This window comes from Comamonas composti DSM 21721 (genome assembly GCF_000429845.1).
In the GTDB taxonomy this organism is placed as follows: domain Bacteria; phylum Pseudomonadota; class Gammaproteobacteria; order Burkholderiales; family Burkholderiaceae_C; genus Comamonas; species Comamonas composti.
In genome coordinates this window covers 117820-136763 of record NZ_AUCQ01000013.1, presented here as the reverse complement: position 1 = coordinate 136763, position 18944 = coordinate 117820, and the positions used below count along the sequence as shown (strand labels likewise).

18 protein-coding genes are annotated in these 18944 nt (G+C 63.8%); 1 reads left to right on the top strand and 17 read right to left on the bottom strand.

What is annotated here, in order from left to right; genetic code table 11:
* Positions 1–83 precede the first annotated feature (83 nt).
* From soxB to G486_RS0109600, 10 genes are all read right to left on the bottom strand, one after another.
* Entirely contained in the window at positions 84–1811 is a 1728-nt protein-coding gene (soxB, locus tag G486_RS0109645) for a thiosulfohydrolase SoxB (RefSeq protein ID WP_027015363.1), read from the bottom strand.
* Between the two features lie 72 nt (positions 1812–1883).
* On the bottom strand, positions 1884–2537 hold the full coding sequence (gene soxX, locus G486_RS0109640) for a sulfur oxidation c-type cytochrome SoxX (RefSeq protein WP_027015362.1): 654 nt from the start codon (positions 2535–2537) through the stop codon (positions 1884–1886).
* Between the two features lie 10 nt (positions 2538–2547).
* Positions 2548–3345, bottom strand: coding sequence for a sulfur oxidation c-type cytochrome SoxA (gene soxA / locus G486_RS0109635; protein WP_027015361.1), 798 nt, complete (start codon positions 3343–3345; stop codon positions 2548–2550).
* A gap of 77 nt (positions 3346–3422) precedes the next feature.
* Positions 3423–3734: a thiosulfate oxidation carrier complex protein SoxZ gene (gene soxZ, locus G486_RS0109630; protein WP_027015360.1), complete on the bottom strand. Its 312-nt coding sequence runs from the start codon at positions 3732–3734 to the stop codon at positions 3423–3425.
* Positions 3735–3769: 35 nt separating this feature from the next.
* Positions 3770–4225 carry a thiosulfate oxidation carrier protein SoxY gene (soxY, locus tag G486_RS0109625; RefSeq protein WP_027015359.1) on the bottom strand — a complete coding sequence of 152 codons (456 nt, stop codon included), beginning with the start codon at positions 4223–4225 and terminating at the stop codon, positions 3770–3772.
* An 80-nt stretch (positions 4226–4305) separates the two neighbouring features.
* Positions 4306–5379 carry a c-type cytochrome gene (locus tag G486_RS0109620; RefSeq protein WP_027015358.1) on the bottom strand — a complete coding sequence of 358 codons (1074 nt, stop codon included), beginning with the start codon at positions 5377–5379 and terminating at the stop codon, positions 4306–4308.
* Entirely contained in the window at positions 5363–6706 is a 1344-nt protein-coding gene (gene soxC, locus G486_RS0109615) for a sulfite dehydrogenase (protein ID WP_027015357.1), read from the bottom strand. Before soxC ends, G486_RS0109620 begins: the two co-directional genes overlap by 17 nt.
* A gap of 56 nt (positions 6707–6762) precedes the next feature.
* Positions 6763–7071 (bottom strand): c-type cytochrome, encoded by a 309-nt coding sequence (locus G486_RS0109610; protein WP_027015356.1) that lies wholly within the window; start codon positions 7069–7071, stop codon positions 6763–6765.
* A gap of 142 nt (positions 7072–7213) precedes the next feature.
* A complete protein-coding gene (locus G486_RS0109605) occupies positions 7214–7723 on the bottom strand; it encodes a thioredoxin domain-containing protein (RefSeq protein WP_156919971.1) in 510 nt (169 codons plus the stop codon).
* Positions 7720–8730, bottom strand: coding sequence for an MBL fold metallo-hydrolase (locus tag G486_RS0109600; protein ID WP_027015354.1), 1011 nt, complete (start codon positions 8728–8730; stop codon positions 7720–7722). The genes G486_RS0109605 and G486_RS0109600 overlap by 4 nt, the downstream gene beginning before the upstream one ends.
* Positions 8731–8921: 191 nt before the next feature.
* On the opposite strand from G486_RS0109600, the gene G486_RS0109595 reads away from it, so the two are divergent.
* A complete protein-coding gene (locus G486_RS0109595; RefSeq protein ID WP_027015353.1) occupies positions 8922–9344 on the top strand; it encodes a DsrE family protein in 423 nt (140 codons plus the stop codon).
* Between the two features lie 379 nt (positions 9345–9723).
* On the opposite strand, the gene G486_RS0109590 is transcribed toward G486_RS0109595, so the two are convergent.
* The 7 genes from G486_RS0109590 to G486_RS0109560 all read right to left on the bottom strand — a co-directional run bounded on the left by G486_RS0109590 (position 9724) and on the right by G486_RS0109560 (position 18723).
* Complete coding sequence (locus tag G486_RS0109590; RefSeq protein ID WP_027015352.1) at positions 9724–10899, bottom strand: acetyl-CoA C-acyltransferase; 1176 nt, start codon at positions 10897–10899, stop codon at positions 9724–9726.
* A 48-nt stretch (positions 10900–10947) separates the two neighbouring features.
* Positions 10948–13047: a 3-hydroxyacyl-CoA dehydrogenase NAD-binding domain-containing protein gene (locus G486_RS0109585; RefSeq protein WP_027015351.1), complete on the bottom strand. Its 2100-nt coding sequence runs from the start codon at positions 13045–13047 to the stop codon at positions 10948–10950.
* Positions 13048–13559: 512 nt separating this feature from the next.
* Complete coding sequence (locus G486_RS0109580) at positions 13560–14255, bottom strand: ABC transporter ATP-binding protein (protein WP_027015350.1); 696 nt, start codon at positions 14253–14255, stop codon at positions 13560–13562.
* 10 nt (positions 14256–14265) lie between these two features.
* Positions 14266–15066 carry an ABC transporter ATP-binding protein gene (locus G486_RS0109575; protein ID WP_027015349.1) on the bottom strand — a complete coding sequence of 267 codons (801 nt, stop codon included), beginning with the start codon at positions 15064–15066 and terminating at the stop codon, positions 14266–14268.
* 3 nt (positions 15067–15069) lie between these two features.
* Complete coding sequence (locus tag G486_RS0109570) at positions 15070–16425, bottom strand: branched-chain amino acid ABC transporter permease (protein ID WP_034387126.1); 1356 nt, start codon at positions 16423–16425, stop codon at positions 15070–15072.
* A gap of 4 nt (positions 16426–16429) precedes the next feature.
* The gene (locus G486_RS0109565) at positions 16430–17383 is read right to left on the bottom strand and encodes a branched-chain amino acid ABC transporter permease (RefSeq protein WP_027015347.1); all 954 of its coding nucleotides are present in this window, start codon (positions 17381–17383) and stop codon (positions 16430–16432) included.
* Between the two features lie 101 nt (positions 17384–17484).
* Positions 17485–18723: a branched-chain amino acid ABC transporter substrate-binding protein gene (locus G486_RS0109560; protein WP_027015346.1), complete on the bottom strand. Its 1239-nt coding sequence runs from the start codon at positions 18721–18723 to the stop codon at positions 17485–17487.
* Between the last annotated feature and the right edge of the window lie 221 nt (positions 18724–18944).

The window sequence follows — 18944 nt, the reverse complement described above, 5'->3', positions numbered from 1 at the left end:
CCCGCCGCCACCTCGGATAACACCTAGAAAACCTCCCCGCAAGCGCGTTGCAGGGAGCCTGCGGCAGAGGCCTGGCAAGCCGCTCAAGCCAGGCCCGGGTTGGGCTTGATGTTGCTCAGTGTGGGCTGGTTGAGCTCGCGCGCCTTGATGGTTTTTTGCTGCTTGAGCCAGGGCTCGACGACTTCCCAGATCTGCTTGTTGCCGGCCGAGCGCGCCTCCTCGGCCACGGGGGCCCAGCCTGCGACCTTGTACTTCTTGTCGGCATCGAGCAGCTCGCCGTTCAGGCGCATGTCGCTGATGCGCTTGCCAGCCCCTGCCGTGGGGTCGCAGCTGTACTGCAGCCCGCCCACGCGCACCATGTCGCCGCCCTGCTGGTAGTAGGGGTCGGGGTTGAAAAGGTTGTCGCACACGTCTTCGAGCACGGTCTTGATGGTGGCGCCCGTCATTTCGGTGACCGTGGCGTAGGAGTAGGTGGTGGCCGTCATGTCCATCAGCCACTCGCGCGTGATCGCCTGGCCCGGCAGCAGCGTCGTGCCCCAGCGAAAGCCCGGAGAGAAGGCAATCGGCGCATCCTGCACGGCCATCATGGCATCCAGCAGCAGCTGGTCGCCCGTGCCATTGAAGTTGCCGCGACGGTAGAGCGTGCCGTCCGTGGTCGCCAGCACCTCGGCCAGTTGGGCTTCATAGGGCTGGCGGATCTTGGTGATCAGCGCATCCATGGCCTTGTCGGCGGGCAGCATGTTGGCGAACACGGGCAGCAGGCGGTAGCGGAAATCGCTGACCTTGCCGTTCTTCACATCGAAGTCGAGCACGCCCAGGAACTTGCCGTTGGAGCCCGCATTGGTGACGATGGTCTTGCCGCCTGCGTTCTCCACGATGCTGGGCACGGGCATGCCGTCATGCGTGTGGCCACCGAGGATGGCATCGATGCCGCGCACGCGGCTGGCCATCTTGAGGTCCACGTCCATGCCGTTGTGCGAGAGCACGACCACGACCTTGGCGCCCTTGGCGCGCGCCTCGTCCACCATGGCCTGCATGTTCTCGTCCTGGATGCCGAAGCTCCAGTCGGCCACCATGTAGCGCGGGTTGGCAATCGGCGTATAGGGAAAGGCCTGACCGATGATGGCGCAGCTCACGCCGTTGATCTCGCGGATCACATAGGGCTTGAACACCGGGTCGCCAAAGTCGGCGGTCTTGACGTTCTGCGCCACGAAGTCGAGCTTGCCCTCGAAATCCTTTTCTATGATTTCCTTGACGCGCTCCATGCCATAGGTGAACTCCCAGTGGCCGGTCATCACGTCCACGCCCAGCAGCTTGCAGGCATCGACCATGTCCTGGGCATTGGTCCACAGCGAGGTCGCCGAGCCTTGCCAGGTATCGCCGCCGTCAAGCAGCAACGCCCCGGGACGCGAGGCCCTCATGCGCTGTACCAGGGTGGACAAATGGGCGAACCCTCCCACTTTGCCGTAACGCTGGGCGGCCTGCTCGAAGTCCAGGTAGCTGAGCGCATGGGCGGCCGGCGTGCCTGCGGGCACGCCCACGGACTTGAGCAGTTCCTCGCCCACCAGATGGGGGCGCTGGCCGCGCATGTCGCCAATGCCTATGTTGACGTTGGGCTCGCGAAAGTAGATGGGCTTGAGCTGCGCATGGCAGTCGGTCATGTGCAGAAAGCTCACATTGCCGAACCTGGGCAGGTCGTACAAGGCGTTGGCGGCCTTGGCGATGTCGGCATGGGCATAGCGGGACAGGCCCATGCCGGCCACGCCGGCGGCTGCGAGCAACTGGAAGAATTCGCGCTTGGAGATATTCATACGAAGGGCCGTAAGGCAAAGGGAAACCACCGCAGAGCGCTTGCACGACCTGCGGTGGACGCTATCAATAGACTAGCGATTGACCGGGGATTGGGGATCGACCAGCAAGGCCACGATGTCGCGCACCTGGGCCTGGGTCAGCACGCCCGCATGGCCTGCGCGCGGCATGTTGGAGCAGGCGTTGTAGGCCTTGGCGTTCCAGATCTTGCCCCAGGTGTACTCGACAATGGCCTTGGACTCGGCGCTGTTCGGGTCGCTGATGCCGCGCATCTTGCCGTACTGGTAGAGGCTCGGGCCCAGTGTGCCGAACGAGATCTCCTGCTTGGTGATCTGGTGGCAGTTGTAGCAGTTGCCGCCGTTGGCCGCCCCGGCCTTGTCGGTCCAGGTCATGCCGCGTCCGTTCTGGGCGATCTTCTCGCCCTCTTTCCAGTCGCCCACCAACTTGCCGTCGGCCGGCCATTGAATGGCCTTGAGGTTTGCGGCCTCGATTTGCGCCGCCAGCTTGGCGTCTATGGGCTTGCCTTCAGCATCGGCCGCGCTGCAGGCGGCGTTGGCCGGGTCCTGAACCAGGCGCTCGACCTTGGCAATGCCCTGATCGCGAAACGAGGTGCGCACCACATCGGCCGTGATGCGGTCCAGCTCGGCCGAGCTGTCCACGGAAGCACAGCCGAGAACGGCCAGCGAAGAGGCAATGCCCGCCACGGGCAGCCAGGATGAAAGTCTCATGCTGCACTCCTTAGCGCTTGATGGCCGGGGCCGTGGATTCGCCGCCCTTGCCGTTGACGCCCATGTACACACTCAGCGCAATGGTCACGTCGCTCGCATAGCCGGGATAGGGAAAGCGCTGCTGGCGAAAGCAGTCGTTCAGACGACGCTGCATGCTCCACAGCTCGCCCGAGGACACGCGATACGCAGGCCAGGCGCCAAAGCCCGCAGCCGCCCCCGGGGCCTTGGTCAGGTTGGGCAGGTCCTGCAGGCGTATGCGCTTGTCGTCCGCGCCGTGGCAGGAGGCGCAGGCAAAGTCGTGCGAGCCGCTGCGCATGAAGAACACGCGCTTGCCCACCTCGTACATCTGGCGCTCCTGCGCATGGGCTTGGGGCAGGTTGAACTTCATGCCCTTGGACTCGGCCGAGACCCAGGCCACCAGGGCCTCCATGTTCTTTTGCTCGTCCTTGCCGAAGGGCGTGGCCGCGATCTTCCTCGCATCAAAGCCCTGCAGGCTTTCCATGCAGCTCAGAAGGCGCGACTCCAGGTCCTGCACACGGCCCGTGTCGGCAAAGTAGCGCGGCAGCTCCACGAAGGCGCCCTTGACCACGCCTGCGCCCTTGCCCAGGTCGCATTGTTCCAGCGAGGCGGATTTGGGGCCGCGCTTTTGCTTCCACAGCTCCTCGCCCTTCATTTCAAACAGCTCGGCGGGATTGCCGTCGGCCAGCATCTCGCGGTATTCGGCAATGCCGTCGGCCGTGCTTTTCTGGGCCACTGCGGCCCCAGTGCCCACGGCGGCCATCAGGGCCGCCGCTGCCATGTGTCTCATCTTCATCGTGGAGCCACCTTTCTTGTTGTCCTACCTCCCGAGAGGGCGAAGCCCTGGCTTCGCCCCCGCCACCGGTCTCAGCTGACCGTGGCCTCGTCGGTACGGGTCTCGCCGCGGTTGTCCTTCCAGCTCACGGCCACCTTGTCGCCGGCCTTGGCCCCCTTGATCATGAACTGCATGAACGGGTTCTTGGACACGGCCGGGCCCCATTCGGCGGCCAGCACCTGCTTGCCGTTGAGCGAAGCCGTGACTTCCTGGATGAACCAGGCGGGTATGGTCTGGCCCGAAGCGTCCTTGCGCTGGCCGGTTTCCATCTCATGGGACATGAGCACGCGTACCGTGGTCTTTTCGCCCGATGCTTGGGCGCGAATGCGCATGGGATCTGCCATGGTGTTCTCCTTGATTCCTGTTCGTTGTCTGATCGTTAGCCGCCGCAGCCGCCCAGCGTCACCTTGACTTCCTTCTTCGCGTAGAAGGCCTTGCCGTCATCCATGACGGCTACCGCATACACGTCGGAGGACTGGCCCAGCTTGGCCCGCGTGAGGAAGTTGGGCTCCACGGCCTCGCTCACATCGAACGAGGCAACCATGGTGTTGGGGTTCTTCTCGACCAGCACCAGCAGCTTCTTGACGCCGGCCAGCGTGGTGGCCGCGCCCAGGGGCACGACGGCACCGTTTTCGGCGATGTCGGGGCCGGTGATGGTCACATCCTTGCTTTCGGTGGGGGCGCTCGCACCCAGAGCCTTCATCACCTCGGCCACGGTCTTGGCGTCGAAGGCGCTCTTGTTGTAGGCCCAGGCTGCACGGGGCAGCATGCCTGCGGCCATGAGCATTCCGGCCACGGCTACGGATTGCTGTATCGCTTTTCTGCGAGTGGTCATCGGGGGTCTCCTTGAAGAAATCTTTCGGATCGGAAAAGTGGAGAGCCGGAGAAACAATGCCCCCGGATCTCTCCCAAAACTCACTGTGCTGCGCCCTCGGCCAGCCAGCGCGCAAGCGTCTGGGCATCGTCGGCGCTCAGCGTCTGGGCGGGCATGGGGATGTTCCCCCAGACGCCGCTGCTGCCGCTGCGAATGCGCTCGCTCAGATAGTCGGCCTTGCCCGCATGCTTTTTGGCGATGTCGGCAAAGGCCGGGCCCACGATCTTTTGCTGCTGGGCATGGCAGGCCGTGCAGCCGTTCTTGTCGAGCAAGGCCTGGGGCACGGCGGCTGCAGCCGGTGCTGCTGCCGCAGGCTCGCCCTTGCTCTCGGCGGCGGTCTGTATGCCGCGCTGGGCTCCGACCAGGCGGTTTTGATCGGCCAGATTGCCATGGTTGTTACGCGCATGTTCGGGCAGGGCCGAGCGCACCTTCGGATCGGGCAGACAGTTGCTCATGCAGGCCTTGACCAGCACATCGGGCTTGGCGTTCTTGCCGAACTCCGGCCCGGGCCAGAGCGCGTGTGCAGTCGTCATGCCGTTGCGGTTGGGCATCTTTTGCTGCACTTCGGCCATGTTCTGGTCGGTCAGCGTAAAGCTCTCGGGCACCACGCCGGCCAGGTTCAGCAGGTAGGCCGTCACCGCATACACCTCGTCCGCACTCAGGGACTTGGGTGCATTCCAGGGCATGGCGCGATTGATGTAGTCCCAGACCGTGGAGATGGTCGGCACCTTCATGAAGGTGGTGCGCCCGGGAAAGCCCGGATCCTTGAGGCGCGCCACATGGCCGGTCTTGATGTCGTCGGCCGTGGTGCCGCCGATCAAGGGGCTGAAGACCTCGTTGGACTCGCCGAACACGCCGTGGCAGGAAGCGCACTTGGCCTCCCAGACATCCATGCCGCGCTCCACGCTGCCCGCGCCCTTGGGCAGGCCCTTGAAGTCGGGCCGGACATCGATGTCCCAGGCCGCAACCTCCTTGGGCGTGGCATCGCGTCCCAGACCAGGATACTTTCCCGTACCCTGGGCCTGCACGGCACCGGCCGCACACAAGGCGAGTGCAAGCATCAGCCCCCGCGCACCGGGCTTGCGGCTCTTGCTCGGATCACGAAAGCTGTACATTGACCACCTCCCCGCCGGCTTGCACGGCCCAGGACTGAATAGAGTTGTTGTGATAGATGGAGCGCGTGCCGCGCACCGCGCGCAGTTGCTGGTAGCTGGGCTGCACATAGCCGGTCTCGTCCATGGCGCGGCTCTGGATGATGCAGGGCTCGCCGTTCCAGACCCAGTCGATGTTGAAGCGCGTGAGGCACTTGGACATGACCGGCCCTTCCAGGCGCGCCGTGCGCCAGTTGCGGCCGCCGTCCACGCTCACATCCACGCGCTTGACCTTGCCGCGACCCGACCAGGCCAGGCCCGTGATGTTGTAGAAGCCCTTGTCCAGCAGCATCTGGCCGCCCGAGGGCGTGGTCACCACGCTCTTGCATTCCTGGATGCTGCTGTACTGGCGGTGCTGGCCGTCGGGCATCAGGTCCACATAGTGAACGGCCTCGTCCTTGGTCGCATAGGGCGCATCGCCGACCTCGATGCGGCGCAGGTACTTGACCCAGCTCACGCCCTGCACGCCGGGCACCACCAGGCGCAGCGGATAGCCTTGCTCGGGGCGCAGCATCTCGCCGTTCTGGCCATAGGCCACGATGACTTCACCGGACTCGATGAGCTCCATGGGAATGGTGCGCGTCATGGACGAGCCGTCGGCGCCTTCGGCCAGCACGAAGCGGCCCTTCTTGAGGTCGGCGCCCGCCATCTCAAGCAAGGTGATCAGGGGCACGCCCGTGAACTCGCTGCACGACAGCATGCCGTGCGTGTACTGCACCGTTGGCACGGCCACGTTGCCCCACTCCATGCCCGTGTTGGCGCCGCACTCGATGAAGTGAAAGCGCGACACCGAAGGCAGACGCATGATCTCGTCCATGGTGAAGACCTTGGCCGCCTTGACCATGCCATTGACCATGAGACGGTGCTTGGAGGGATCGATGTCCCACCAGCCCTGGTGATGGCGCTCGAAGTGCAGGCCGCTGGGCGTGACGATGCCGAACAGCGATTGCAGCGGCGCGAACGACACCGATGCCTGGCGCGTCTGCGTGAGACCCGGGCTCTGGCGGCGCTGCACATTGGCCTCGTATTTGGAAGGCTTGCCATAGCCTTCTGCGGCCACGGGCTGGCCCAGACCCTTGCTGTGCGCGGGCAGTTCCAGAATATTCGGATCGCCCTCGCCGGCCTGGGCCAGTGCAGCGCCCGAGGCGGCAGCTCCGGCCGCCGTCGCAAACGCATTGCGCATGAAGTCGCGGCGACCTGCCTTGGCTTCGGCAAACACCTTGCCGACATCGGCTGCACGAATGAAGTTTTCAGGTGCCTTGCGCACCCGGCCTGTGATGTGATTGTCCATATGCGACCTGTATTCCTGGGCCGCGCAGCAGTTGCCGTGCAGCCTGATGCGCGCTCTTACTTGGCCCCGGCCAGAATCCATGCGGCCAGCGTTGCGGCATCGGCATCAGACAGTGCGGCCTGCGCCGGCATGGGCACTGGGCCCCACTTGCCCGAGCCCCCGGCCTTGATGCTCTTGACGAGCTGGGCCTGGGCATCGGCCTGGCCCGCGTACTTCTTGGCGACATCCGCGTAGGCCGGGCCTACGAGCTTCTTGTCCACCGTGTGGCAGGCCATGCAGGCGTTCTTCTGGGCCAGGGCCTGGTTGGCGGCAGCCGGTGCACTCGCAACAAGGCTTGCCAATGAGACGCAGGCAGAGGCCAGGATGGAAAAAGAGGTGTTCAACGTGGTTCTCCTGATGGGTGGCATTGCTTAAATCAATGAATAAGCATATGTTTATGTATTGATTTTCCACAATCCAGGCGAAGAATGCACATGGTGAAAACCCTTGATTCGCGCAATACGCGGATCAGGAGCGCACGGCTGCGCGCGCCTGGGCCAGGCGCTCCTCCAGATAGGCCCCGTAAAAATCCGGCAGCAAAGCCCCCTCCAGCCGGGGCGCCAGCTCTTGTCCACGTGCGCCGAAGAACAGCACACTGGGCGCCACCTTGATGCCCAGGGCCTCGACCAGGTCCGCCTGGCTGCTGGGCCGGCCCTGCCAGTCGCGCAGCGGACGTGGATCACGGAAATTGATCTGCACCACGGCCGCCCCGGCCCTTGAAAGCGGCCACAGGTAATGCTCGCGCGCCACATGGCAGAACGGGCAGCCGGCCAGACTGGCCATGACGACCAGGGGCTCGCGCCGTGCCAGCGCCGCATCCAGTGCCCGAGACAGGGAGACGGGGCTTGGCAGGTCCCGCCCAGCAGCCCGCGCCAGGCCATGCCACATGAACAGCGGCGCAGCCAGGCACATCAGGCCGTACCGTCGGCCCGGCGAGGCAGGCTCTCCCTGGCCCGCAACTCGAACCGCGGCACTCATTGGGCTTCACTCTCCATGAGCAGATAGGTGTTGTAGGCATTCATGCGGTTGGCCACCTTGAACAGCGGCAGATTCTCGAAGCGCGACCAGTCCGTGGCCGCATAGGCCTCGTCAAAAGGTTCGAGATCCCGCGCGGCCTGGCGCATGGACTCGCGCAGAAACACCAGGTAGTCGCGCGTCAGCCCCATGTCTTCACGCGCCTGATCCGACATGGGTCCGTGGCCCGGCACCAGCAGCTTGATCGGCAGTTGGAGCAGGCTCTCCAGGGATGCGATCCAGTGCGCGCTGTCCGCCTGGCCCACATAGGGAATGCGCCCCCGGAATACGATGTCGCCCACAAAGGCCACACTGCGATCGGGCAGGAAGATGGCCAGGTCCTCGGGCGTATGCGCCGGCCCCATGGGGTGCAGCTCGAAGCGCACGCCGTCAATGTCGAGTACGGTCAACTCCCGTATCCATTCATCGGCCTCGACCATGTGGGTGTTGCCGTCCACCCAGGGCGCAAGCTCGCTGCGCGAGGCCTGCAGCCTGAGCTTGGCCGTCTCCGAGTTCAGGTATTCGCGCCCGCCTTCGTGGGCAATGATTTTTGCGCCCAGGGCCTTGAAGGTCTGCAGGCCGTAGATATGGTCGGCGTGATAGTGCGTGAGCAGCACATGGGTGATGGGCTTGGACGTGATGCTGCGAATCTTGTCCACCAGCCGCTGGGCCAGCGCAGGCGAGCCCAGCGCATCGACCACGACCACGCCCCTGGACGTCTCCACAAAGCCGGCATTGGAGATGAAGTTCTGGTTCTCGGGCGAGCCCAGGGCCGACAGGCCCTGCACATAATGCACGCCCGGCGCCACCTCGACCAGGTCCATGACCGGCAGCTGAGTCGTTGCCGGCTGGTGCACACGGGGCGCTTCTCCAGCGGCCAGGGCCTCGGAGGAAGTCAGGGAAAGCCCGGCGAGAGCGGGCAAGATCAGGGCCGCATGCGCGATAGCGCGCGGCAAGAAACGGCAAGGCATTGGCAGTCGGTCTCCAGTCGTTGTTCTTCATCCATGGCGCCTTGCAGGCTGACCTGTGGCAATCCCCAACACCATGGCTTCTTGATATTGGCTAATATAAGCCGATAACGATATTTATGCTCTTGAGGTCCACCCTTAGTCGGTGGCGGGCCCTGGCCTTTATCGAAGACATCAAACCCCAAAGGAGACCCATGAAACAAGCCTCACGCCTTTTTCTCACCCTGGCCTTCGCCCTGTGCACGGCAAGCGTATCGGCCCAGGAGATCAAGGCCCTCTACCACGTGAACACAGGCGTGGAAAGCGCTGCCGCGATACTCAACAACATCAACAACCACCTGAAGGCCGACCCCAAGGCCCGGATCGTCGTGGTGACGCATGGAGCGGGCATTGACTTCATGCTCGATGGCGCCAAGGACAGCAAGGGCCGCGAGTTCAGCGGCCAGGTCAGCGCCCTGGCTGCGCGCGGCGTGCGCTTCGAGGTCTGCAGCAACACGCTGGAATCACGCCAGCTATCGCCCTCCAGCCTGCTCATGGAGGCCAAGGTCGTGCCCTCAGGCGTGGCCGAGGTGGCACGTCTGCAGGCCAAGGAAGGCTTTGCCTATCTCAAGCCTTGAAATAGATCTCCCCTGAGCTGCTGTGCAGCTCTCCCTGAAAAGGGGGCGGCGGTCTTTGCTGCGGGCGGCCCTGGCCGGCCGTCCTGCAGCCCAGGAGACACGCCAGTGTCCTGAAACAGAGATTTGCCGAATCGGCAATTCAGGACACCCTTGAAAAACACACCCACGGCAGCCTGTGCGTCGCTCGCACGTGCAAGCTCGACGGCCCGCGCGCCAGGACTCAGCCTGAAGGCCTGCACGCAGGTCGGCTTGCGGCAGTCAGCTCGGACGGTATTTTCAGATTCAGACCCTGTAAAACCAGCGCGGCCCTTGGCTTGAGATACAAGCCAAGGGCCGCATCCCGCAGCGGCTCAGCCGCTCGGGGTCGTCGTGCCTGGGATCAGAGCACTTCGAAGATGCCGGCAGCACCCATGCCGCCGCCGATGCACATGGTCACGCAGACGCGCTTGGCACCACGGCGCTTGCCTTCGATGAGGGCGTGGCCGGTCAGGCGCTGGCCGCTCACGCCATAGGGGTGGCCCAGGGCGATGGCGCCGCCGTTGACGTTGAGCTTGTCGGCGGGGATGCCCAGCTTGTCACGGCAGTACAGCACCTGCACGGCAAAGGCTTCGTTGAGCTCCCACAGATCGATATCCTGAACCGACAGACCCAGCTTCTTGAGCACCTTGGGGATGGCGAACACCGGGCCGATGCCCATCTCGTCGGGCTCGCAGCCTGCGACCGCAAAGCCCAGGAAGCGGCCCATGGGCGCGAGGTTGTTGCGCGCCGCATAGTCTTCGCTGACCAGCACGCAGGCGCCGGCGCCGTCGGAGAACTGGCTGGCGTTGCCGGCCGAGACCAGGCCGCCGGGCAGGGCCGAGCGCAGGCCGGCAATGGCTTCCTTGGTCGTGCCTTCGCGCGTGCCTTCGTCCTTGGCGCAGGTGACCTGCTTGGTGATCAGGCCACGCAGCTTGTCGGCCACGCCCATGGTCACGGTGATCGGCGCGATCTCGGCGTCGAACAGGCCTGCGGCCTGGGCCGCGCAGGCCTTTTGCTGGCTGGCGGCACCGTACTCGTCCATGACGTCACGGCCAATGCCGTAGCGCTTGGCGACCTGCTCGGCGGTCTGCAGCATGTTCCAGTAGATCTCGGGCTTTTGCTTGGCCAGAGCCAGGTCCTGGATCATGTGCAGGTTCATTTCCTGCTGCACGCAGGAAATGGACTCCACACCGCCGGCCACATAGACATCGCCCTCGCCCGCGATGATGCGCTGGGCGGCCGTGGCAATGGTCTGCAGGCCCGAGGAGCAGAAGCGGTTGATGGTCATGCCCGAGGTGGTGATGGGCAGGCCGGCCTTGAGCGCGATCTGGCGCGCGATGTTCATGCCGGTCGCGCCTTCGGGGTTGGCGCAGCCCATGATGACGTCGTCCACGGCGGCGGGGTCAATGCCCGCGCGCTGCACGGCGTGCTGCACCGCGTGGCCGCCCAGGGTCGCGCCATGGGTCATGTTGAAGGCGCCCTTCCAGCTCTTGGCCAGGGGCGTGCGTGCGGTGGAAACAATCACTGCGGATGTCATGAGAATTCCTTGTAGCGTCTAGGTCGCGAACTTCGTGCTCCGCACGTCTTAGCTGAACTGCTTGCCTTCGGCCGCCAGCTTGGCCAGCAAGGGCGCAGGCTGCCAGAACTTGGCGTCGTCGTTGGGGTTCCTGGCAAAGCGCTGCATGGCCTGGACCACGTTGAACAGGCCGACTTCGCCTGCGTAGTGCATGGGGCCGCCGCGCCAGATCGGGAAGCCATAGCCGGTCAGGTACACCATGTCGATGTCGCCCGACTTGCCGGCAATGCCGTCTTCCAGGATGTGCGCGCCTTCGTTGACCAGGGCGAACACCAGGCGCTGCACGATTTCCTCGTCGGAGATCTTGCGCGGCGTGATGCCCAGAGCCTTGCGGTGCTCTTCGATCATCTTGTTCACGAGGTCCGAAGGAATCGCATCGCGCTTGCCGGCCTGGTAGTCGTACCAGCCTGCGCCGGTCTTCTGGCCGAAGCGGCCCAGCTCGCACAGCTTGTCGGCCGTGGCGCTGTACTTCATGTCGGGCTGCTCGACGGCGCGGCGCTTGCGGATCGCCCAGCCGATGTCGTTGCCGGCCAGGTCGCCCATGCGGAACGGCCCCATGGCAAAGCCGAACTTCTCTATGGCCTTGTCCACCTGCTGGGGAGTTGCGCCTTCGTCGAGCAAGAAGCCGGCCTGACGCGAGTACTGCTCGATCATGCGGTTGCCGATGAAGCCGTCGCACACGCCCGAGACCACGGCGGTCTTCTTGATCTTCTTGGCCAGCTTCATCACCGTGGCCAGCACGTCCTTGCCCGTGGCCTTGCCGCGCACGACTTCCAGCAGCTTCATCACGTTGGCGGGGCTGAAGAAGTGCATGCCCACCACGTCCTGGGGACGCTTGGTGAAGCTGGCGATCTTGTCCACGTCCAGCGTGGAGGTGTTGGAGGCCAGGATGGCACCGGGCTTGGCCACGGCGTCCAGCTGCGTGAACACCGCCTCCTTGACGCCGATTTCCTCGAACACGGCCTCGATGATGAGGTCGGCGTTCTTCAGGTCTTCATAGGCCAGGGTGGTGGACAGCAGCGCCATGCGCTCTTCGTACTTCTCCTGCTTGAGCTTGCCCTTCTTGACCTGGGCTTCGTAGTTCTTCTTGATCGTGGCCACGCCGCGATCCAGTGCTTCCTGCTTGGTCTCCAGGATGGTCACGGGCACGCCCGCATTCAGGAAGTTCATGGAGATGCCGCCGCCCATGGTGCCGGCACCGATCACGCCCACGGACTTGATGTCGCGCAGCGGCGTGTCGCCGGGCACGTCGGCAATCTTGGAGGCTGCGCGCTCGGCCATGAACAGGTGGCGCAGGGCACGCGACTCGGCCGTCCACATGAGCTCCACAAAGGCTTCGCGCTCCAGCGCCATGCCGTCGTCGAACTTCTTGCGCGTGGCGGCCTCGACCGCATCCACGCAGCGTGCGGGCGCGGGGTAGTTCTTGGCCATGCCCTTGACCATGTTGCGTGCGAACTGGAAGTAGGCATCGCCTTCGGGATGCTTGCAGGGCAGATCGCGCACGCGCGGCAGAGGACGCGCTTCGGCGACCTGCTGGGCCAGGGCCTTGGCCTCGTCCATCAGGCTGTCGGGCGATGCGGCCAGCTTGTCGAACAGCTTCTGGCCGGGAATGGCGCCCAGCATCTCGCTCTTCACGGAGTCGCCGCTGACGATCATGTTGAGCGCGGTCTCCACGCCCAGCACGCGCGGCAGGCGCTGCGTGCCGCCCGCGCCGGGCAGCAGGCCCAGCTTGACTTCGGGCAGGGCCACCAGGGTGCCGGGAGCGGCCACGCGGTAGTTGCAGCCCAGGGCCAGTTCCAGCCCGCCGCCCATGCAGACGCTGTGGATGGCAGCCACCGTGGGCTTGCTGCAGTTGTCGAGCGCGTTGATCACCGAGTTCAGGTTCGGCTCACGCATGGCCTCTTCCTTGCCGAACTCGTTGATGTCGGCGCCGCCCGAGAAGGCCTTGCCGGCTCCGGTGATGACGATGGCCTTGACGGCCGCATCGGCCTGGGCCTTGTCCAGAGCATCAACGATGGCGCGGCGCGTGGCCAGCCCCAGTCCGTTGACGGGCGGGTTGTTCAAGGTAATGACGGCAATGGCGCCATCGACTTTGTATTCAGCAGTCATGCATGTCCCCTAGACGATAGAAAAGAACGATCGTGCGTTTTTAATTGTAGAGAGAAATCGGCACCTGATTTGTCCCGGCTGGGACATCATTGAAATCCCCCTGAGTCGCTTCGCGCCCTCCCCCTTGAAAAGGGGGACGACAGCCTCGCTGCGGGGCGGCCCTTGCTCGCTGTCTCTGGCTTGGACCAAGCTATGCCTGAGCCACGCCACAGTGGTTTGCTCGAGTTGAAGCCTATCTTTTTCATAGCTTGTATCGCTTGCTATTACTTGCTTTCAAGTAATAAATCATTAAGAAATGAGATAGAGAAAGCGCTGGCAGCTATCAAAATAATCAACTCCATCCGCGAAGCAGGCACAGCACCCGAGCCCTCGCTACAGCGCCAATACAGGTTCTCAGGCTAAGCGTCTAGCCCGCGGACAGTACTCTCGTACGGAAAGGGCTAGCAACAACGCATGAGGGGCTGTATCGGCGTCTCGGCACGAATCACTGACCCCAAGGCAAAAAGCCAGAATCAGACCTCCAGCCACTCCTTGCGTACGCGCTCGTCGGCGCGCAGGCCCTGGGGCGTGCCGTCGAAGACGATGCGCCCATGGCCCATGACCAGGGCCCGGTCGGAGATGCTCATGGCAATCGTGAGCTTTTGCTCGATCAGCAGCACGGACACGCCGCGCTCCTTGATCTTTTTCAGGTACACCCCCACCAGCTCCACGATCTTGGGCGCCAAGCCCTCGGTGGGCTCATCGATGATGATCAGGTCGGGGTCGCCCATGAGCGTGCGGCACAGGGTCAGCATCTGCTGCTCGCCGCCCGACATCACGCCGGCCTCGGTGTGCTGACGCTCCTTGAGGCGCGGGAACATCGCATACATGTCCTCGAAGCTCCAGCGGCTGCCCCGGCCCTTGCCCTTTTGGCCCAGCAGCAGGTTCTGGTGCACCGTGAGGTTGGGGAACACGTCGCGGCTCTCGGGCACATAGCCCAGGCCCAGGTGGGCGACCTCGTAGGCCTTCTTGCCGGTCAGGCCCTGGCCCTTCCAGTCGATCTGGCCTTCCCAGTGCACCAGGCCCATCACGGCCTTGGCCGTGGTCGAGCGGCCCGAGCCGTTGCGCCCCAGCAGCGCCACGATCTCGCCGGGCTGCACATCGAAGTCCACGCCATGCAGCACATGGCTTTTGCCATAGTAGGCATGCAGATTGGAAATTTTCAGCATCAGATATTCCTCAATGCACCCCGGCCTGTTGATCGGCAACGGAAGACCCCAGATAGGCCTCCTGCACGCGCGCATTGGCGCGCACGGCCTCGGGCGTGTCGAACGCAATCACCTCGCCATAGACCACGACGGCGATCTTGTCGGCCAGGCCGAAGACCACGCCCATGTCGTGCTCCACGGTCAGCAGGGTCTTGCCTTCGGTGGCCTTCTTGATGAGGCTGATGAAGTGGGCGGTCTCGCTGTTGCTCATGCCGGCCGTGGGTTCGTCCAGCAGGATGACGTTGGCGCCACCGCCGATGGTGATGCCGATCTCCAGCGCCCGCTGCTCGGCATAGGTGAGGTTCACGGCCAGGGTATCGCGCTTCTTGTGCAGACCGATCATCTCCATGAGCTCCTCGGCGCGGGCATTGGCATCGCGCAGGCTCGAGAGAAAGCGCCAGAAGCTGTAGCGGTAGCCCAGGCTCCAGAGCACGCCGCAGCGCAGGTTCTCGAACACGCTGAGCTTGGGAAAGATGTTGGTGATCTGAAAGCTGCGCGACAGGCCCATGCGATTGATCTCGAAGGGCTTTTTGCCATCGATGCGCTGGCCGTGCAACAGCACCTCGCCGCTGCTGGGCGCAAAGCGCCCGCTGATCAGATTGAACAGCGTGCTCTTGCCCGCGCCGTTGGGGCCGATGATGGCCACGCGCTCGCCGGGAGCGACCGCAAGCTCGGCCCCGCGAATGATCTCCGCCTTGCCGAAGCTCTTGCGCAGATCGCGCAACTCCAGCGCATAGGCCGCGCCTGCGGCACCTTGATGCATGCCTGTCATGGCTCAGCCCTCCCCGCGCTTGATCAGCGCCTCAATGTCTTCCTGTATGCGCTCCCAGCGGCGCGAGAACCAGCGCCGCGCACCTTCCAGCAGGCCCAGCCCCACGACAAAGACCACGATGGCCACGGTCCAGGTGGAAGCTGCCGAAGTGTCGAGCTCGGTTCCCATGAAGGGCACGACCGGTCCCAGCGCTGCGTTGAGCTGCAGGTGATAGACCATCTCCACCACGGCTGCACCGCCCGCGATCGCCAGCAGGCCGCTGGCCAGCAGTGCCAGATAGGGCTTGAGCAGAATGCGCCACTTGCCGAAGCGCACCACGCGCATGTTGAGCATGATCAGGCTGGCAATGCCGCCGGGCGCATACATGACCATGAGCAGGAACACCAGACCCAGGTAGAGCAGCCAGGCCTTGGTCAGCTCGGACAGCAGCACCGAAGCCAGCACCATGAGCACGGCGCCGATGATGGGACCGAAGAAGAAGGTCGCGCCACCGAGGAAGGTGAACAGCAGGTACGTGCCCGAGCGGATCATGCTCACGCTGTCCATGGCCGTGATGATCTCGAAGTTGATCGCCGCCAGCCCGCCGCCGATGCCCGCGAAGAAGCCCGCGATGATGAAGGCGAAGTAGCGCACGCGCTGGGTGTTGTAGCCCACGAACTCCACGCGCTCGGGGTTGTCGCGCACCGCATTGAGCATGCGCCCCAGCGGCGTGGCCGTGAAGGCGAACATGGCCACCGTGCAGACAAAGCAGTAAACGGCGATCAGGTAATACACCTGCAGGCCCGAACCGAAGTCCATGCCCAGCAGCTTGCTGCCGTAGACGCGGTCCGTGGTGATGCCGCCTTCGCCCCCGAAGAACTCGGGGAACATCAGCGCCATGGCAGCCACGAGCTCGCCCATGCCCATGGTGATCATCGCAAAGGTCGTGCCCGACTTCTTGGTCGTCACATAGCCCAGCAAGGCCGCGAAGAACATGCCGCCCAGGCCGCCGATGATCGGAATCAGCACCAGGGGAATGTTCCAGTCACCGGCGCCGGCCTTGTTCATCGCATGGATGGCGATGAACGAGCCCAGGCCCGTGTAGACCGCATGGCCGAAGCTCAGCATGCCGCCCTGGCCCAGCAGGATGTTGTAGGACAGGCAGATGATGATCAGATAGCCGATCTGGCTCAGCATGGTCAGGGCCAGCGAGCTCGTGAACACCAGGGGTGCCACGATCAGGGCCAGCGCGAACAGGCCCCAGATCAGCATCCGGCCCAGGTTCAGCGGCTTGAAGCGGTAATGGCTCTGGGAGCTCTGGGAAGTCATGGTGCCTTGTGCAACAGGGGAAGTCATGCCCGGTTTGGTCGTCGAATTCATGGCGTCAGTCTCCTCGTGTGCCCAGCAGACCCTTGGGGCGGAAGATCAGGATCAGCACCAGGAACAGGTAGGGCAGGATGGGGGCGATCTGGGACACCGTCAGGCGCAGCAAAGGCCAGCCGAAGGTGTTCTCGTCCACGGGGCTGCCCAGCGAAGCCAGCGTGCTGGCCAGCGACCAGTCGATGGCCACGGCAAAGGTCTGCACGACACCGATCAGCAGCGAAGCCACGAAGGCTCCGGCCAGCGATCCCATGCCGCCCACGACCACCACCACGAAGATGATGGAGCCCACGGACATGGCCATCGCAGGCTCGGTCACATAGGTGTTGCCACCGATCACGCCGGCCAGGCCTGCGAGCGCGCAGCCGCCGCCGAACACCAGCATGAAGACGCGTGGCACGTTGTGGCCCAGGGCCTCGACCATTTCGGGGTTCTTGAGCGCCGCCTGGATCACCAGGCCGATGCGCGTGCGGGTCAGCAGCAGCCACACGGCCAGCAGCATGAGCAGGGCCACGAGCATCACGAAGGAGCGCGACCTGGGGAACTGCGTGCCGTAGAGCGTGAACAACGGCCCCTGCAGCGCCGTCGGCAGGCCATAGGGCACGGTGCCCCGGCCCCAGACCAGTTGCACGACTTCAAGAATCAGGTAGGACAGACCGAAGGTGACCAGCAGCTCCGGCACGTGACCGAATTTGTGTACGCGGCGCAGGCTGTAGCGCTCGAACAGCGCCCCCAGCACACCGACCAGCAGCGGCGACAGAAACAGTGCAGCCCAGAAGCCCACCACACCGCTGAGGGTGTAGGCAAAGTAGGCGCCCAGCATGTAGAAGCTGGTATGGGCGAAATTGAGCACGCCCATCATGCTGAAGATCAGCGTCAGGCCCGAACTGAGCATGAACAGCAGCAGTCCATAGCTCACGCCGTTGAGCAGCGATATGGTGAAGAACTCAAGCGTCATCTATGAGCCTTGATATTTCAGAGCATTGAAACGAGAACTGCGGCAGCCAGCCATGGCCCGAGAGCCCAGGGAACGGCTGCCGCAGCGGCGGGCATGCGCGCTTATGAAGGGCGCTTCATCTGGCAGGTCGTGGGCGTGCTGGCCACAAAGGCCTCGTAGTACTTCACGGGCGCAAAGGTATAGCCGGTGTTCTCGGCGTCATAGGGATGCTTGGCATCGGCCTTTTGCCAGCGCGTGATGAACAGGCCTTGCTGCAGTTGGTGATCGCTCTTGCGCATCTCCACCTCGCCGTTGAAGCTCTTGATCTTCATGCCTTCCAGCGCAGCCGCCACCTTCACAGGCTCGGTGCCTCCAGTCTTCACAAAGGCCGAGTCCAGCAGCGCGAACGCGTGATAGATCGAGCTTTGCGTGAGGTCGTCGTTCATCTTCTTCTTGAAGTCGGTCATCAGCGGCTGGATCGGGCCCTGCAGGTTGTAGTGGCCGTAGCCCACGACATAGACCTTGCCGTCGGCTGCCGCACCCATGGCCGTGGGCGTGCCCGAGCCGAACGCGTAGTAGGTGTAGAACTTGACGTTGGAGAGGCCTGCATCGTTGGCGGCCTTGACCAGCAGCGACAGGTCCGACCCCCAGTTGCCCGTGATCACCGAATCCGCACCCGACTGCTTGATCTTGGCGATGTAGGGCGCAAAGTCGCGCACCTGGGCCAGGGGCGCAAAGTCGTCACCCACGATCTGCACATCGGGGCGCTTGGCCTTGAGCATTTCCTTCGCGTACTTGGAAACCTGCTGGCCGTGCGAATAGTTCTGGTTGATCAGATAGACCTTCTTGATGTCGGCCTGATCCTTCATGTAGGTGGTCAAGGCTTCCATCTTCATGGAGGTGTCGGCATCCAGACGGAAGTGCCAGTAGCTGCACTTGCTGTTGGTGAGGTCGGGGTCCACGGCTGCGTAGTTGAGGTAGACCACCTCCTTGCCCTTGTTGCGCGCATTGTGCTTTTCCAGCGCGTCCATGATGGCCAGCGAAGGACCCGAACCGTTGCCCTGGACCACATAGCGCGCACCCTGGTCCATGGCCGAGCGCAGGGCTGCCGTGGTCTCCTGGGGGCTGAGCTTGTTGTCCAGCGGAATGATCTCGAACTTCACGCCCGAGGCATTGCCCTTGTTGAACTGCTCGGCGATCAGCTGGAAGGTCTTGAGCTGGTTCGTGCCCACGGCTGCCATCAGACCCGACAAGGGATCTATCCAGCCTATCTTCACGGTCTCGCCCTTCTGTGCCCAGGCGGAGCCCGAGGCGCAGGCCATCAGGGCCGATGCCGCCAAGCTATGCACGATCCACTTCATCTCTGTCTCCTTGTTAAATCTCAGTACGTTTTCAAACATTGGCAACAGCCTAACCTCGTATAGACAATTCCCTTTCGGGGAATGCCTTAGAAACTATCGCCCATGCGACTTCGCGGCAGCGAATAACCCATTGGCGATAGATGAATGCCACTCCGAACAGGGAAAAAGAGCTTCCCCGCGTCTTCAGGCAAAACAAAGGGGCGCCCCGCGCCCCTTGCGAA

Coding starts and splice junctions, on each gene's coding strand:
- soxB (WP_027015363.1), bottom strand. CDS start 1,811: ATGAATATCTCCAAGCGCGAATTCTTCCAGTTGCTCGCAGCCGCCGGC.
- soxX (WP_027015362.1), bottom strand. CDS start 2,537: ATGAGACTTTCATCCTGGCTGCCCGTGGCGGGCATTGCCTCTTCGCTG.
- soxA (WP_027015361.1), bottom strand. CDS start 3,345: ATGAGACACATGGCAGCGGCGGCCCTGATGGCCGCCGTGGGCACTGGG.
- soxZ (WP_027015360.1), bottom strand. CDS start 3,734: ATGGCAGATCCCATGCGCATTCGCGCCCAAGCATCGGGCGAAAAGACC.
- soxY (WP_027015359.1), bottom strand. CDS start 4,225: ATGACCACTCGCAGAAAAGCGATACAGCAATCCGTAGCCGTGGCCGGA.
- G486_RS0109620 (WP_027015358.1), bottom strand. CDS start 5,379: ATGTACAGCTTTCGTGATCCGAGCAAGAGCCGCAAGCCCGGTGCGCGG.
- soxC (WP_027015357.1), bottom strand. CDS start 6,706: ATGGACAATCACATCACAGGCCGGGTGCGCAAGGCACCTGAAAACTTC.
- G486_RS0109605 (WP_156919971.1), bottom strand. CDS start 7,723: ATGAGTGCCGCGGTTCGAGTTGCGGGCCAGGGAGAGCCTGCCTCGCCG.
- G486_RS0109600 (WP_027015354.1), bottom strand. CDS start 8,730: ATGCCTTGCCGTTTCTTGCCGCGCGCTATCGCGCATGCGGCCCTGATC.
- G486_RS0109595 (WP_027015353.1), top strand. CDS start 8,922: ATGAAACAAGCCTCACGCCTTTTTCTCACCCTGGCCTTCGCCCTGTGC.
- G486_RS0109590 (WP_027015352.1), bottom strand. CDS start 10,899: ATGACATCCGCAGTGATTGTTTCCACCGCACGCACGCCCCTGGCCAAG.
- G486_RS0109585 (WP_027015351.1), bottom strand. CDS start 13,047: ATGACTGCTGAATACAAAGTCGATGGCGCCATTGCCGTCATTACCTTG.
- G486_RS0109580 (WP_027015350.1), bottom strand. CDS start 14,255: ATGCTGAAAATTTCCAATCTGCATGCCTACTATGGCAAAAGCCATGTG.
- G486_RS0109575 (WP_027015349.1), bottom strand. CDS start 15,066: ATGACAGGCATGCATCAAGGTGCCGCAGGCGCGGCCTATGCGCTGGAG.
- G486_RS0109570 (WP_034387126.1), bottom strand. CDS start 16,425: ATGAATTCGACGACCAAACCGGGCATGACTTCCCCTGTTGCACAAGGC.
- G486_RS0109565 (WP_027015347.1), bottom strand. CDS start 17,383: ATGACGCTTGAGTTCTTCACCATATCGCTGCTCAACGGCGTGAGCTAT.
- G486_RS0109560 (WP_027015346.1), bottom strand. CDS start 18,723: ATGAAGTGGATCGTGCATAGCTTGGCGGCATCGGCCCTGATGGCCTGC.